The sequence below is a fragment of the Galactobacter valiniphilus genome, assembly GCF_003575975.1.
GTDB lineage: Bacteria > Actinomycetota > Actinomycetes > Actinomycetales > Micrococcaceae > Galactobacter > Galactobacter valiniphilus.
This window is the reverse complement of the sequence record NZ_QQXK01000002.1, coordinates 73,030-87,616: the sequence shown is the minus strand read 5'-3', so window position 1 is coordinate 87,616 and position 14,587 is coordinate 73,030. Positions and strand designations below refer to the sequence as shown.

Genomic DNA, 14,587 nt, shown 5'->3' with positions numbered 1-14,587 from the left:
GGTGCGCGCCACGCTGTGGGCGGCGGCCGATGAGTTGCGTGCGAACTCGAAGCTGACCCCGGTGCAGTACCGCGACCCGGTGCTCGGGCTGGTCTTCTTAGCCTACGCCGAGAATCGCTTCGAAGGGATCAGGGCCGAGGTCGAATCGCGGGCATCCGCACGCAACCCCGCCACTGTCGCCGACTACAAGGCGAAGTCGGTGCTGTACGTGCCTGACGAATCGCGGCTGTCGTACCTGGTTGGGCTGCCCGAAGGCGACGACATCGGCAAGGCCGTGGATGACGCGATCAAGGCCATCGAGGCCACCAACCCCGAGCTGAAAGACATCCTGCCCCGCGGCTACCAGAAGCTGGAACGCCCGACGCTGATCGAACTGCTGCGACTCTTCGCACCGCTGCCCACGCAACTCGAAGGCGATGCGTTCGGGTTCATCTACGAAGACTTCCTCTCCAACTTCGCCGCCCAGGAAGGCAAGGGTGGCGGTGAGTACTTCACGCCCTACTCGATCGTCCGGCTGATCGTTGAGATTCTGGAGCCCTTCCAAGGCCGGGTCTTCGACCCGGCCTGCGGCTCAGGCGGCATGTTCGTGCAGTGCGCGAAGTTCGTCGAACGTCATCACGACAACCCCACCCGCAAGCTTTCGGTCTTCGGAACCGAAAAGACCGAAGACACCGTGCCGCTGGCCAAGATGAACCTCGCCCTCCACGGGCTCTCCGGTGACATCCGTCAGGCCAACAGCTACTACGAAGACCCCCATCGCGCGGTTGGCGCGTTCGACTACGTGATGGCCAACCCACCGTTCAACGTCGACAAGATCAAGAAGGAGCAGCTCGCCGGCGACAAGCGGTTCCCCCTCGGCTTGCCCAAGGCTGACAACGGCAACTACCTGTGGATTCAGCAGTTCTATGCGGCCCTCGCGCCGACGGGTCGCGCCGGGTTCGTCATGGCGAACAGCGCGGGCGACGCCGGGCATTCCGAAAAGGACCTGCGCAAGCAACTCATCGAGTCTGGCGCGGTCGACGTGATGATCGCCATCGGCTCCAACTTCTTCTACACAGTGACGCTGCCGGTGACGCTGTGGTTCCTCGACAGAGCCAAGCTCGGCACTCCGCGCGAAGACACGGTGCTGTTCATCGATGCCAGGCACATCTACAACCAGATCGACCGCGCCCACCGTGACTTCACACCCGAGCAGATCGAGTTCCTCGCAGGCATCGTCCGCCTCTACCGGGGCGAGGACGTCGAGACCGGAGCAGGCAGCGAGGCGCTGCTGGCCGAGAACTTCCCCGAGGGGCAGTACGTGGATGTCGCGGGCCTGTGCAAGGTCGCCACTCGCGGTGAGATCGAGGCGCAGGGCTGGAGTCTCAACCCCGGCCGTTACACCGGCTCGGCAGTTGTTGACGAAGACGATGAGGACTTCGCAGCCAAGCTCGGAGAGCTCTACGAAGAGTTCACTCGGCTTAGCGACGAGGCGGGAGTGCTGCGCGCCAAGGTGGATGCCGCCGTCCAAGGGATTCTCGACGCATGACCGAGTGGCCGACGATCACCCTGGGCGAGATTTGCCGTGCCGGTGGTGGATTCATCCGGACGGGACCGTTTGGCTCTCAGCTGCACCGGAGCGACTACACGGATGACCCGGATGGCATCCCTGTCGTGATGCCGAAGGACATGGCGCGGGGGCGTATAGACACGACCACGATCGCGCGGATCGATGACTCCACCGCCGCCCGCCTTCAGCAACATCTCCTCTCTGCGAACGACGTTGTTCTGTCGCGTCGGGGCGACGTCGGCCGCACCGCGTGGGTCTTCGCTGAAGACCTTCCTGCCTTCTGCGGGACCGGCTCTATGCGAGTTCACCCAGGGAAGTCGGAGACCGTGCGGCCCGCCTACCTTCGCTTCTTCTTCCATACAAGGCTTGCATCTGACTACCTCGAAGGGCACGCGGTTGGGGCGACTATGCCCAACCTCAATGCTGGGATTGTTGAACGGATGCCAGTGCCGATCCCACCGCTCGCAATCCAAGACTCGTTGGTCACTGTCCTCGAAGCATTCGACGACCTGATTGAGAACAATCGGCGGCGGGTGGCGGTGCTGGAGGAGATGGCGCGGGCCATCTACCGCGAGTGGTTCGTGAAGTTCCGCTACCCGGGCTATGAAGACGTGCCCCTCGTCGACTCCACCCTCGGCCCCCTCCCCGAGGGGTGGCAGGTGTGCAACCTTTCGGAGATCGCAGGAGTCAACCGGTCATCCCGCAAGCCCGCGTCAGATGAGGTGTTCAGGTACCTCGACATCACGGCACTTGGCGAGCGTGAGATCGGCGCGTTGAATGCCGTTGAGGGAGCGAACGCACCTGGGCGAGCCCGACGAGTGCTCAACCCCGGCGACACGGTCTGGGCGACCGTGCGACCGAACCGTCGGGCACACGCACTGGCTGTCGCCCCAGCGGAAGACTGGATCGCCTCAACTGGCTTGGCTGTACTGACGCCGACGACCGTTTCCTCGGCCTTTCTGTTCGAGACGACATCGACGACGGCCTTCTCGAACTGGCTTGTCGGGCGGGCGACTGGCTCGGCGTATCCCGCAGTCCGTGCCATTGACTTCGAGGAAGCAGCGGTTGCCGTGCCGGACGCCGCTGTTGACGCTGCCTTTGCCGAGAAGGTCAACCCAATGCATGAACTGAGCTGGACTCTGCGTGCGGAATCCTCCTCGTTGGCAGAGTTGCGCGATCTGCTGCTGCCGAAGCTTGTCACTGGTCAGATCGATGTGTCGGCGCTCGACCTGGATGCCTTGGTGGGGGAGGGGGTCGGGTCATGACGCCGTCGGGTCCGGAGTTCGCGTACGTCGAGAAGCCCAGCATGGAGGTGCTGGGCCAGCTCGGTTGGACGCAGGTAGACGCCTTTCAGGAGACACTCGGAGCCCAAGGCACGCTCGGTCGCGACTCCCAGCATGACGTGGTGCTCACGCATCGGCTGCGGTTCGCAATGCGAAAACTCAACGACACCGACGTTCCCGACACGTCGATCAACGAGGCGATCGAGGTGCTCACCAAGGACCGCTCGGTCATGGACCGGGTACGTGCGAACCGTGAGGTGTACGACCTGCTGCGTGACGGCTACCGGGCGGAGTGGACAGACGATCGCGGCGAGAAGCGGATCGAGACGCTGCGCTACCTCGACCTGAAGAACCCCGCCGACAACGATCTGTTGGCGGTGCAGCAGATGTGGGTGAAGGGCCACCTTCACTCCCGCAGGCTTGATGTTGCTCTCTTTATCAACGGTGTGCCGTTGGTGTTGATGGAGTTCAAGGAGCCGGGTGTCGCGCTGAAGTCGGCGTATGACGACAACCTGACCGACTACCGTGACACGATCCCGCAGCTGTTCACCCCGAATTGCTTAGTGCTGCTCTCCAACGGCAGCGACGCGAAGGTTGGGGCGACGTATGCTCCGTGGGAGTTCTTCGGCGACTGGAAGGTTGTCGACGCCGCTGGCACCCGTGGCGCGATCGCGCTGGAGACCGCGCTGCGGGGCACGTGTGACCCGGCGATCCTGCTCGACCTGTTCGAGAACTTCGTCGCGTACCTGGAGCGCCCGGGCGGCCTGGTCAAGAACGTTGCCCGCTCCCACCAGTACCTCGGGGTCAACGCCGCCATCGAGAACCTGCGCCGGGCTCGTGCCGAGCGGGACAAGCGGCTCGGGGTCTTCTGGCACACCCAGGGCTCGGGCAAGTCGCTGTCGATGCTGTGGTTCACGCAGAAGGTGCTGCGTCAGATTGCTGGCAAGTGGACGTTCGTGATGGTCACCGACCGCACCGAACTCGACACCCAGCTACACGGCGAGTTCGCCGACGCCGCCGCGGTTCCGCCCGAGGCCCGAGTTCACGCGGCATCCATCGCTCATCTTCGCGAGCTGCTCGCCGCCGATCACCGCTATGTGTTCACACTGATCCAGAAGTTCCAGCCGTCGAAGGCGGCGGGGGAACGAGTGATGCCGGTGCTCTCGGAGCGCTCGGACATCATCGTCATCACCGACGAGGCGCACCGCAGCCAGTACGACACCCTCGCGTTGAACATGCGTCGGGCGCTGCCCAACGCGTCGATGATGGGCTTCACCGGCACGCCGCTGATCGCAGGTGAAGAGCAGGCGACCCGCGAGCAGTTCGGCGAGTACGTCAGCATCTACAACTTCCGCGATGCCATCGAAGACGGCGCGACGGTCCCGCTCTATTACGAGAACCGCATCCCCGAGCTGCAACTGGTCAACGAGAACTTCTCCGACGAGCTCGACGCACTCCTCGAAGCTGCAGAGCTTGATGAAGACGCCGAGGGCGCGTTGGCGCGCGAGTTCGGCACGCAGTACACGCTGCTGACCCGCCCGGAGCGACTGAAGACCATCGCGGCTGATCTGGTGCGGCATTTCGTCGGGCGGGGGTTCTCGGGCAAGGCGATGTACGTCGGGCTCGACAAAGCCGCCGCCGTGCGCATGTATGACCTGGTGCAGGAGGCGTGGGTCGAACACCTGGCCGGGCTGCGCCAACAGCACGATGCACTGCCAGAACTGGAGCGGCCCTGGCTCGCTTCGCGCATCGCGCTGATGGAGACCACCGACATGGCAGTCGTCGTCTCGCAGAGCCAGAACGAGCTGAAGACGCTCGACGACCTGGGCCTCGACATTCGCCCGCACCGCGAGCGGATGAACCGTGAAGACCTGGCCGAGAAGTTCAAAGACCCCGACGACCCACTGCGGCTCGTCTTCGTCTGCGCCATGTGGATGACCGGCTTCGACGCGCCGAGCGTGTCGACGGTCTACCTCGACCGGCCGATGAAGAACCACACCCTGATGCAGACCATCGCCCGCGCCAACCGCGTCTTCCCCGAGAAAGACAACGGGCTGATCGTCGACTACGTCGGCGTCTTCCGGAACCTGGAGAAGGCACTCGCCGTCTACGGCGCAGCGAGCGCTGGTGAGTCGCCCATCGAGATCATCGACGCACTCGCCGGCGAGCTGGACGCAGCGGTGGCCGAGCTGATCTCGTTCTGCTCGAACGCTGGCGTCGACTTCCTGGCGATGCGTGACGCGGAAGGCTTTGACCACATCGCCAAGCGCGACGCTGCGGTCGAGGCGCTGCTGGTCGATGAGGAGACCCGCAACGACTTCACCGGCAAAGCGCGGCAAGTGCGCAAGCTCTTCAAAGCGCTCCTACCGAACCCGAAGGCCGCCGCCCAGCAACGCACCGTCGCCGCGATCCGCGTGCTCCACGAGCGCATCGTCGAAGTCACACGCCCACCCGAGGCCGACATCTCGGCCGTGGCAGACGCGGTCGACGCGCTACTCGACCGCTCGGTCGGCGCGGAAGAGTACGTCATCCGGGCCGCCGCCGAAGGAGCCAACCCCGACCCGCTGATCGACCTGTCTCTCATCGACTTCGACGGCCTCGCCGCCAAGTTCGCGGGCCGGCGGCGCGCCGAGACTGACCGGCTTGCTCAATTGCTCCGCCAGCAGGCCATTGGTGCAGCTCTGCGGAACCCGACTCGTTACGAGCTGGTCGAGCGTATTGAACAGCTCATAGCGGACTACAACGCGGGCAGCGTGAACATCGACGAGTACCTGCGCCGTCTCATCGAACTGTCCCAGACCCTGACCGTCGAGGAGGAACGGGCCGTTCGAGAGGACATGACCGAGGAAGAACTCGCGATCTTCGACCTGCTCACCCAACCCGATCCCGTCCTGACCGCCGAGGAGCGAGAGACCGTCAAGGCGAGCGCGAAGCGACTTCTGGAACACCTCCACGAGAAGCTCGTGCAGGACTGGCGGCGCAAAGTCGCTACCAACAACGACGTCAACAGCACCATCCGCCGCGTCCTTGACCAGAGTCTGCCGGAAGTGCCGTACACCGTCTCAATCTTCCACACCAAAGTGCAGTTGGTCTTCGACCACGTCCTCACCGCCTACGGCGACAACGGCGAGAGCGCGTACTCGCCCCGAATCGACTTCAGCTACCCGAGCGACCGTGTGCAGGTCGAGTACACCGGTCCGATCGACGTGAACAAGGTCGCCGACGATGTCGTCGCGCGCATCCACGCCGACTCAGCCTTTGCCGCACAGGTAGCGAGGCAACTGCGAGGCACGGATGGCTGAGGCTGCCGCATCAAGGTCCAGGGTCGGACACCTCAGGTTGAAGGATGACTACTCCGAGCTGCTCCCGGCAACACTCGATGAGCACGCGCGGGGTGGTGTTCTGCTCCGCGTGCCATACTTGCTCGGAAACTCTCCTGAGCGCTGGTTCTGGAGTGACTTGGGTCAGTACATCGGCGAGAACGGGAAGGTGTTACCACCCGAGCAGCCGCCTACCGAATTGGACTACTTCGACAACAAGGGAACCGTTGGGCTCGTTGGCTGCCGAAGCGCCGGTGGTGGCTCCTTTTCCATCGGTGGCTTCGCCGCAGCATCAGGGGTCGGTGAACTCGTCGCCAACTTTGCCGTCGAGAAGGCCGCCCACGCAAGAAACTATGCCAAGATCAACGGGTTTCGCTCCGAGATCGATGGGCTAGGTAATTGGTTGGATCTCTGGGCACACCGGACGATGATGACGTTCCCGAAGGACGGGACTCCAATGAGCGTCACCACGACGATGGAGGTTCCACCAGACCTTCGTCTCGCCGGCAGACTCAACTTGCGCGCAACTGTCAGGGGAACTGCGCCCAGCTGGCAGGAGTCCGAGGTTCGATACACCAGCAGAACCCTGCTCCAGACGTACACGACGAGTGAGCGTGACTGGGCGGAACATCTTCAGGTGCACAGGGCCATGCGCGACCTCTTGCGCATCGCGATCTGGAAGCCCGTTGCGTTCCTCGGCCACGAGGTCACCAGTGACAAGGAGAAGACTGCGATCAAGAGCGACACAGAACCTCAATCTCGGTGGTGCGAGGTAAAGACCGCAGCCACTGGCATGGGGCCAGCGGTCTGGGGGAAGAGCGAGCGCCCGCTCTTTGTGTTCGCTGACATCAAGAGTGCGGGCGTGCGAAAGTGGCTCAAGTTTGGAGAAGAGAACCGACGCGGGCTCCGCCCCTTCCTACGTTTGTTGGATATCCGCGAAGGAACCATCGATGAGCACATGGCGCAGCTTGGCATCGCGCTGGAGGCGTTCGGCTATCAGGCGTTCATAGATTCCGGGACGAGCGCTGTGCGGGCCGACAAGAAGACGCTGGAGCAGCGCGTCCGCAAGATCGTCCAGCAGGTTGCCTCATGCCTCCCCGCCACCCCTGTGACGTTCGCAAAGGACCTCGCTGATGGCTACAACGCGGTCAAACACGCGAATCGGCCCGAGCCTGATCCAGCCGACCTCGTCGCCAACTATCGACTTGGCGTGAAGGTCGTTCGAGCATGGATCGCGCTAAACCTAGGCGCGGCGGAAGCCGTCATCACCGAGCGCCTGAGCTGAACGAGCCGACGCTAGGCATCGTTGCCGACAGTCGAAACGGGTCGCGTCTTCACCCACACGGTGCCCCGGTGCACGCCGAACTGCTTCGCCAGCGTTGTCACGCCGATGCCCTGCGTGCGGGCTGTTCGCATAGCGTCCACTTCCTCGTCCGTGAGCCGTGTTCGAGGTCGTTTCTTTGGTTCCGCCGACGCGCCGATCAGAGGGTCGTCGGCCTCGCCGACGGACTCGGCATCCTCGCGGACGCCTTGATTCCACGCGGAAACAAGCTTCTCAACCCGTGGTCGCCTGTTCCCGCAACGCTCCATTGCTTCCACCAAAGAAAACAGAAGGCCCGGTCATGAAGACCGGGCCTTCTGCGTTTCCGGGTTCCTCAGCGATGGGTCATGATCACCCGTTCGAACCCGTTGATGACGGACGTCGTCGGCGAGGCCATCTCGAAACCGGCGGCCGCAAACATCCCCACGGTCCCGACGTAGGCCATCGTCGGATCCACCCGGGACTCGCCGTTGTCCACGGGGTAGGCCTCGATCGACGGCGCCTCGAGGGTGCGGGCGTGTTCAACGGCGCCCTCGATGAGGGCCGTGGTGACCCCGCGCCTCCGGTAGCCGGCCCGCACCCGGAGGCACCACAGGCTCCACGCGCCGTCCTCCAGGTGCGGAATCTTGAGGTTGCGGGCGAAGGACGTGTCGGCGCGCGGGTGGATGGCGGCCCACCCCACGGGGACGTCGCCGAGGTAGGCGAGTACCCCAGGCGGCGGCGTCTGCGCGCACAGTTCACGCACCCGCTCGCCCCGTTCGGGGCCCTTGAGCGCCTGGTTTTCCTTGGAGCCGATGCGATAACTCAGGCAGAAACAGACGCTTGATTGTGGGTTCTTGGGTCCGAGTACCGCCGCCACGTCCTCGAAGACTGTGGCCTGGCGGACCGTCAGCCGATCGTTCATGCCGACGACCCTAGTGCCCAGCCCTGGCCACCGACCTCCTGGGCATCACCGAGACCGACAACGACGCGGACCTGAGCACCGCCGCGCACCGATGGAGGAGCTCTTCGTCCTGGCGTGGGCCGCCGGCCAGCACCTCATGGCGGACGCCGTGGCGTCCGGGAACTCCGGCTCGCTGGGGCCGCATCACAAGCTCGGCTTTGAGAACGCCGGAACGTTGAAGCGGGTTGGCACCAAGTTCCGGCGCCGGTTGGACCCGAGGTACCTGACCCTTCGCCCGAACGACGCCGCGACGCCAGCCTGAGCAAGCCACGCCGTTCTAGGCGCAACGCGACCCCCACGCCGTCGGGCACCGGGCCCCGACCGATCAGGCGGAGGTGAACGCGGCCGCCGCGAAGACCAGCGTTGCGAGGGCCGGCCCCGCCACCTGGCCCCACTGCCGGTGCGCGGCGCCGATCAGCAGGTCGCCGAGCTGGGCCGCCGCCCCAACGGCAAACAGGGCAATCGTGGCCCAGCCTGGCCCGGCGAGCGACGGGGCCAGGGCCGTAGCGACGCCGAGCGGGATCGCGCGCACCGCGTACATCGCCGCGTAGTAGCGCGTCCCGACCGGCAGCGGCGCGCCACCGGCCGGCGCGGCCGGAGCGGGTGAAGTGCCCGGCGGCACGAGCCGCGCCGGGGCCAGTAACCCCACCACGGCAAAGCCGACCGTGGCCGCAGAGATCAGGGTGGTCAGGACGTCGAGCCACCAGAGCATGGGTTCCCCTTCAGCGTGGGCGGGCGTGTGGTGCGGATCTTACGCACGGCGGGTGACGCCCGACCCGCTCGACGCAACCACCCGCCGTCGGGCGCTGGGCGAGGGCAGCCCCGCCCCTCGCCTTCGTCGCGCGGTGGCCTTAGCGTGGGGTCACGAACCGATCGGGGGATCGACATGGGCCAGACGGACCACGGCACACAGCACGACGGCGCGGGGGCGCGTGAGCTGGACCCGGCGGGGTGGGCGCTGGCCAGGCCCGCGGTCCACCTCGTGGCGCAGCTGCTGCGCCAGGCGGCGCTCTCGGCGCGACCGTTCAGGAACCACTGGTGGCAGGTGGGTTTGCAGCTGACGCCCACCGGCCTGCGCACGGGGCTGCTGCGTGACCCGACCGCCGGGGCGCGGGGTCGGCGCTTCGAACTGGAGCTGGACTTCAGACACGCGCGGCTCAGCATCGCCACCGCCGAGGAAACCACCGACATCCCGTTGGACGGATCGCTGACCGTGGCCGAGGTGTACCGGCGCCTGACGGCGGAGCTTGAGCCGCTGGGCGTGCGTTCCCTCGCCACCACCACGTGCGAGATCGAGCCACCCGTGCGGCTCGACCAGAGCGAGGTGCCGGCGGACGTCACGGCCCCCGAGGTCCGCGTGTGGCTCGGCCAGCTCCACGCGGTCGCCGCGGACTTTGACCAGCTCCTGACGGACTTCTACGGCAAGACCAGCGGTCCGCTGCTGTACTGGGGCTCGCTCGACCTCGCGATTGGCCTCTTCAACGGCAAGCCGAACCAGACCCCCGCCGGGGCGGGCCGGATCTACCGCTTCGCCGAGAACGCAGAGAACATCACGTTCAGCTACTGGACCGACGAACAAGGCCGGGCTCAGCTGTGCGCCTACCGCACGCCGGCCTCTCACGCGGATGCCTCCTCGGACTACCGCTACGGCGCGTGGGCCACCGAGCGTGGGGAGGTCGTCTGCGCGCTGACCCCGGGCGGGCGCCTGTACGCCGCCCCGGAGGTGGGCTCCCTCGAGGACTTCCTGCGCCACACCACCCACACGTTGGCCCGGAACGGCGGGTGGGACCTCGACGCCCTGCTCGGCGCGACGCCCAGCCACAAGGAATCGACAACAAGGAGTTCAACCATGAGCGACGACCTCAGCGAATTCATCGACCCCTCGGCGGTCCCCTCCGGGACGGGCTGCAAGGAATGCTCGGCGGAGGGCGGCTGGTGGTTCCACCTGCGCCGCTGCACGAAGTGCGGGCACATCGGATGCTGCGACAGCTCGCCGTCGCAGCACGCGAGGCGGCACTGGGAGGAGACGGGCCATCGCGTGCTGACGAGCTTCGAGCCGGGCGAGGAATGGTACTTCGACTGGCAGACAGGCGACGGTTTCGACGCTGGGCCCCGCCTGGCGGATCCCCAGCACCACCCGCTTGACCAGCCGGCGCCTGGCCCGGCCAGCCGGGTGCCGGCCAATTGGCAGGACCTGCTGCACGGGTAGCGGCGGACCGGGGCGGACGCGAGCCAAGCCCGCAACCCGGCCACCCGTCGTCGGGCATCGCGGTGGCGCGAACCGCACGCCGCCAACCCGCCGCCTCGCGACAAAATGGCCTCTCCGCGGCAAAAAGTCGCGGAGAGGCCAGAAAGTCGCGAGAACGCGAGGCGGGGGACGCCGGTGTGTTGCCACCGCGGGTGCGCGCAGGGCCCGGCCAGAAACCGGGCTAGAACACCTCGGGCGGCGCCACAAACACCACGCGGAAGTGATCCAGGTGCTCGTCGGCGGTGCCGCGCACGTGACCGGCCGGCATCGCGGCGGTCTTGCGCAGGAACTCGACCATCTCCTCGGTGAGCACCTCGCCCGGCAGGATGTTCGGGATGCCCGGCGGATAGGCGGAGAGCGCGTCGGCGGAGATGCGGCCCACGGCCTCCTCCCACGGCACCAGCTCGGTGGGGGAGAAGAACGCCTCCTGCAGGCGGCGCGCGCGCTTGGCCGGGCGCGGCAGGGCCGGTGCAGTGATGAGCGACTCCGGCACCTTCGGCAGCGCGTAGAGAGCCTCGATGAAGCGGTCCACGTCCAGTTCGGAGGTGGCGCCGATCATCAGCACGATCACGGCGTGGGTTGAAAGCTCAATGACCACGCGGTGATCGCGCGTGAGCAGATAGTGCGCCTCGGTGCCGGAGAGACCGCCCGGGCGCATGTCGATGACCACCTTGAAGGGGTCCTGCCCCACGACGTCCTTGTACATCATGGCGTCGTCGGTCGCGTCGCGGAAGCGCCCGCGCTCGGCGATCTCGGCGCGCAGCCGCGCCACGGCGTCGAGCGTCTCGGGGATCACCGTCGGCCCGTCCACCGCCATGCGGTGCCGCGCCTCGTCCAGCGAGCCGAGCAGCAACGCCGACGTGGACGTGGACGTGTAGGAGCGGTGCACGCGGTCCACGATCGACTCGAGCGCCTCCGCGAAGGGCCCGTGGCCGAGCATGAGCATGGCCGCCTGCGTCAGGGCGCCGGCGTTCTTGTGCGAGGAGGAGATGACCAGGTCCGCGCCGAGGCGAGCGGCGTTGGTGGGCAGGCCCGGCGCGAAGCCGAAGTGCGCGCCCCAGGCCTCGTCCACGATGAGCGGCTTGCCGTGCGCGTGCGCCACCTTGGCGATGCCCGCCACGTCGGAGACGGCGCCGAAGTAGGACGGCGAGACGATCTGCACGGCGGCCACGCCGGGGTGTTCCGTGAGCATCTCGTCCACCTGCGCCGGCGTCACGCCGTGCGAGGAGCCGAGGTCGCGGTCAACCGACCCGAACACGAAGTGCGGCTCGAGGCCCGCGTGGATCATGCCGTCGATGACGGAGGAGTGTACGGAGCGCTGGAGCAGGGTCTCGCGGCCCAGCGCGCGCGTGACCATGGTGGCGATGTGGTTGCCGGAGGAGGCTCCGTTGCCGAGGAACCACACGCGGGAGGCGCCCCAGGCCTCGGCAGCCAGGCGCTGCGCGCGCTCGAGCGGGGTGCCCTCGGGCGGGGCGTCCATGGACCACGTGGCCTGGTTGATATCAGTGAAGAGGGTTGACTTGTCGCGGCGCAGCGTCTGCTCCGAGATGAGGTCGGCGAGGCCGGGCGCATTGGCGGCGCGGCCCTGGTGGGCGGGCACGTCCAGGTGCATCCAATCGATGTCGCCGAGCTGGCGCAGCTGGGTCGCGTAGGGTGTGGCGTCCTGCGTGTCGGCGGGGGAGGGGGTGTTCTCAGACATGCGCTCAACGCTATGGGGCGAACACGGTTCAGCGGAAGGGTTTTGGGGCACTTTCTTTACCGTCTGGACGGTAAAGGCGGGAATGCCCGACGGCGCGCGCACGGTTTTAGATCTGATGGCCCGCCTCAGGCGGGCCGACAGCGGGCGGCCCCGGCCGCCGTCGTGCATAAAAGCACGCGTCAAAGGCGACGTCACAGCGCGCCCCGTGGGGGCAGAGTGGAGCCTGCGGCGCACCCGGCCGCGGGGGACTCGAGGGGAAGTACAAGCGTGGATTCTGTAGAAATCGCCATCCTGGTGGGCGTCATTGCGGTGCTCATCATCGCCGTGACGTCGCGGGTGGGGCCCAAGTGGAACGTCGCCGCGCCGCTGCTCCTGGTGCTCATCGGCATCGGTCTCTCGTTCCTGCCGTTCGTGCCGGAGATCGAGGTGGAGCCGGAGATCATCCTGGCGGTGGTGCTCCCACCGTTGCTGTTCTCCTCGGCCGTGAACATGCCGGCCATGAACTTCCGGCGCGAGTTCAACGCGATCGGCTCGCTCGCCGTGGCGCTCGTGGTGGTCTCTGCCGTGCTGCTCGGCTTCTTCTTCCACTGGATCTTCCCCGAGCTCGCGCTGCCGTGGTGCATCGCGCTCGGCGCGATCCTCTCGCCCACGGACGCCGTGGCGGTCTCCATCGCCAAGAATGTGGGCATCTCCTCGCGCGTGACCACCATCCTCGAGGGCGAGTCGCTGCTCAACGACGCCACGGCCCTGGTGCTCCTGCGCACCGCCGTGGCCGCCGCAGCTGCGTCCTTCTCCGTGTGGCACGCCATGGGCCAGTTCGCCTACGCGGTGGCCGTCGCGTGCGTCATCGGCTTCATCGCCGGCAAGCTTGGCGTCCTCGCCCGCGCCCGCAGCGGCGACGCTACCGTCTCCTCCGTCATCTCCTTTGTGGTGCCCTTCGTGGCGAGCGTCCCCACGGACCTGGCCGGCGGCTCCGGCCTCGTCGCCGCCGTGGTGGCCGGCATCATCACGGGACGCAAGAAGGACCGCGTCTTCAGCGCCGACCAGCGCCTCTCCGACCGCACCATGTGGCGCGCCGTGACCCTTGTCCTGGAGGGCGCGGTCTTCCTCATCATGGGCCTCGAGGTGAAGAAGCTCCTCCACGAGCACACCGAGATGGCCGAGGGCTCCGGCGCCATGGGCTCGCTCGGCGTGATCGTGCTGGTGGCCGTGGTGGCGCTCGTGCTCATGACCGGCATCCGCGCCGCCTACGTCCTGCCGCTCACCGCGGCGCTCGGCCGCAAGGCGGCGCGCATGCAGGCCATGCAGCCGCGCATGGAGGCCATGGAATCCGCCATCTCCGACCGCGACATGCGCCGCACCCACGAGATCTTCATCAAGGACGCCGGCCCCGCGGTGCGCCTGAAGAAGAAGCTCAAGAAGAAGGCGCACGCCCTGGACGAGCGCCGCGGCATCCAGCGCTCCGAGGAGCAGGTCGCGGCCCGGATGGAATCCGGCTGGCAGCGGCTCGAAAACCGGACCAGGCGTGCGCTCTCCGACATCGATTACCTGGTCCGCCAGCCGCTCACGTGGCGCGACGGCACGGTCATGGTGGCCGCCGGCATGCGCGGCGCCGTGACGCTCGCGGCGGCGCAGACGCTGCCGCACGAGACGCCCTTCCGCTCCTCGCTGATCCTCATCGCCTTCATCGTTGCCGTGCTCTCGCTCCTGGTACAGGGCGGGCTCCTGGCGCCGCTGGTGCGCGCCGTGAAGCCGAGCGTGCCCGACGAGGCGGAGCTGGCCCGCCAGCGCGAGGCGGTCAGCGCCCGCCTGGCCGATGTGATCGTGGAGGAGGTGGAGGGCGAGAGCGCGGTGGAACACAAGCTGCGCTCCATCGTTGCCCGCCGCGACGCGCTCCTGGAGCTCAACGAGGAGGGCTTCTACCAGCCCGAGTGCACCGCCGGACTGCTCGCGTCGTTCGACGCCTCCGAGCTGGGCCTGCGCCTCAAGATCGAGCAGATGGCGGGCGGTCCGGACGCCGATGCGCTGTCCATCGCCTCGGCCGAGGAGGCCGAACTCGAGGCCATGGCCAGCGCGGCGGACGCGCTTCCGGCCCGCCGCGTCGTCGAGCGCTTCAGCCTGGCGACGCCGGGCGTCTCCGGCACCGACGCGCAGGATGAGGCCCCCGAGGGGGAGCCAAGGGGCTAACGCCCGACGGCGCCCGCCCGCCTCACGCGGGCGGGCG

The 14,587-nt window shown here is 67.1% G+C and carries 10 protein-coding genes; 7 read left to right on the top strand and 3 right to left on the bottom strand.

Annotated features, from left to right (window positions below; all coding sequences use genetic code 11):
* Window position 1: 1 nt before the first annotated feature.
* Genes DWB68_RS01325 through DWB68_RS01310 form a run of 4 tightly spaced genes read left to right on the top strand, consistent with a single transcriptional unit; the run spans window position 2 to window position 7,437 of the window.
* A complete protein-coding gene (locus DWB68_RS01325; protein ID WP_199700344.1) occupies window positions 2-1,528 on the top strand; it encodes a type I restriction-modification system subunit M in 1,527 nt (508 codons plus the stop codon).
* The gene (locus tag DWB68_RS01320; protein ID WP_119423337.1) at window positions 1,525-2,814 is read left to right on the top strand and encodes a restriction endonuclease subunit S; all 1,290 of its coding nucleotides are present in this window, start codon (window positions 1,525-1,527) and stop codon (window positions 2,812-2,814) included. The genes DWB68_RS01325 and DWB68_RS01320 overlap by 4 nt, the downstream gene beginning before the upstream one ends.
* Window positions 2,811-6,134, top strand: a complete 3,324-nt coding sequence (locus DWB68_RS01315; protein WP_119423336.1) for a type I restriction endonuclease subunit R — start codon at window positions 2,811-2,813, stop codon at window positions 6,132-6,134. Before DWB68_RS01320 ends, DWB68_RS01315 begins: the two co-directional genes overlap by 4 nt.
* Window positions 6,127-7,437 carry an ApeA N-terminal domain 1-containing protein gene (locus tag DWB68_RS01310; protein ID WP_147391543.1) on the top strand — a complete coding sequence of 437 codons (1,311 nt, stop codon included), beginning with the start codon at window positions 6,127-6,129 and terminating at the stop codon, window positions 7,435-7,437. The genes DWB68_RS01315 and DWB68_RS01310 overlap by 8 nt, the downstream gene beginning before the upstream one ends.
* Before the next feature lie 370 nt (window positions 7,438-7,807).
* Here DWB68_RS01310 and DWB68_RS01305 read toward each other — a convergent pair whose 3' ends face one another.
* Window positions 7,808-8,377 carry a GNAT family N-acetyltransferase gene (locus DWB68_RS01305; RefSeq protein WP_119423334.1) on the bottom strand — a complete coding sequence of 190 codons (570 nt, stop codon included), beginning with the start codon at window positions 8,375-8,377 and terminating at the stop codon, window positions 7,808-7,810.
* A gap of 91 nt (window positions 8,378-8,468) precedes the next feature.
* Here DWB68_RS01305 and DWB68_RS01300 point away from each other — a divergent pair, with 91 nt between their 5' ends.
* Window positions 8,469-8,678: a hypothetical protein gene (locus tag DWB68_RS01300; RefSeq protein ID WP_119423333.1), complete on the top strand. Its 210-nt coding sequence runs from the start codon at window positions 8,469-8,471 to the stop codon at window positions 8,676-8,678.
* Window positions 8,679-8,741: 63 nt separating this feature from the next.
* On the opposite strand, the gene DWB68_RS01295 is transcribed toward DWB68_RS01300, so the two are convergent.
* The gene (locus DWB68_RS01295) at window positions 8,742-9,128 is read right to left on the bottom strand and encodes a hypothetical protein (protein WP_119423332.1); all 387 of its coding nucleotides are present in this window, start codon (window positions 9,126-9,128) and stop codon (window positions 8,742-8,744) included.
* Window positions 9,129-9,302: 174 nt separating this feature from the next.
* On the opposite strand from DWB68_RS01295, the gene DWB68_RS16525 reads away from it, so the two are divergent.
* Window positions 9,303-10,625, top strand: a complete 1,323-nt coding sequence (locus tag DWB68_RS16525) for a DUF5996 family protein (protein ID WP_325048534.1) — start codon at window positions 9,303-9,305, stop codon at window positions 10,623-10,625.
* Window positions 10,626-10,845: 220 nt separating this feature from the next.
* Here DWB68_RS16525 and DWB68_RS01285 read toward each other — a convergent pair whose 3' ends face one another.
* Complete coding sequence (locus tag DWB68_RS01285; protein ID WP_119423331.1) at window positions 10,846-12,363, bottom strand: aminotransferase class I/II-fold pyridoxal phosphate-dependent enzyme; 1,518 nt, start codon at window positions 12,361-12,363, stop codon at window positions 10,846-10,848.
* Between the two features lie 267 nt (window positions 12,364-12,630).
* Between DWB68_RS01285 and DWB68_RS01280 the strand changes: the two genes are divergently transcribed.
* On the top strand, window positions 12,631-14,550 hold the full coding sequence (locus DWB68_RS01280) for a cation:proton antiporter (RefSeq protein WP_199700342.1): 1,920 nt from the start codon (window positions 12,631-12,633) through the stop codon (window positions 14,548-14,550).
* Window positions 14,551-14,587: the final 37 nt, after the last annotated feature.

What these genes read in the sequence shown, in the direction of transcription:
- DWB68_RS01315 (WP_119423336.1), top strand. Translation starts at nt 2,811, where the DNA reads ATGACGCCGTCGGGTCCGGAGTTCGCGTACGTCGAGAAGCCCAGCATG.
- DWB68_RS01295 (WP_119423332.1), bottom strand. Translation starts at nt 9,128, where the DNA reads ATGCTCTGGTGGCTCGACGTCCTGACCACCCTGATCTCTGCGGCCACG.
- DWB68_RS16525 (WP_325048534.1), top strand. Translation starts at nt 9,303, where the DNA reads ATGGGCCAGACGGACCACGGCACACAGCACGACGGCGCGGGGGCGCGT.
- DWB68_RS01310 (WP_147391543.1), top strand. Translation starts at nt 6,127, where the DNA reads ATGGCTGAGGCTGCCGCATCAAGGTCCAGGGTCGGACACCTCAGGTTG.
- DWB68_RS01320 (WP_119423337.1), top strand. Translation starts at nt 1,525, where the DNA reads ATGACCGAGTGGCCGACGATCACCCTGGGCGAGATTTGCCGTGCCGGT.
- DWB68_RS01300 (WP_119423333.1), top strand. Translation starts at nt 8,469, where the DNA reads ATGGAGGAGCTCTTCGTCCTGGCGTGGGCCGCCGGCCAGCACCTCATG.
- DWB68_RS01285 (WP_119423331.1), bottom strand. Translation starts at nt 12,363, where the DNA reads ATGTCTGAGAACACCCCCTCCCCCGCCGACACGCAGGACGCCACACCC.
- DWB68_RS01305 (WP_119423334.1), bottom strand. Translation starts at nt 8,377, where the DNA reads ATGAACGATCGGCTGACGGTCCGCCAGGCCACAGTCTTCGAGGACGTG.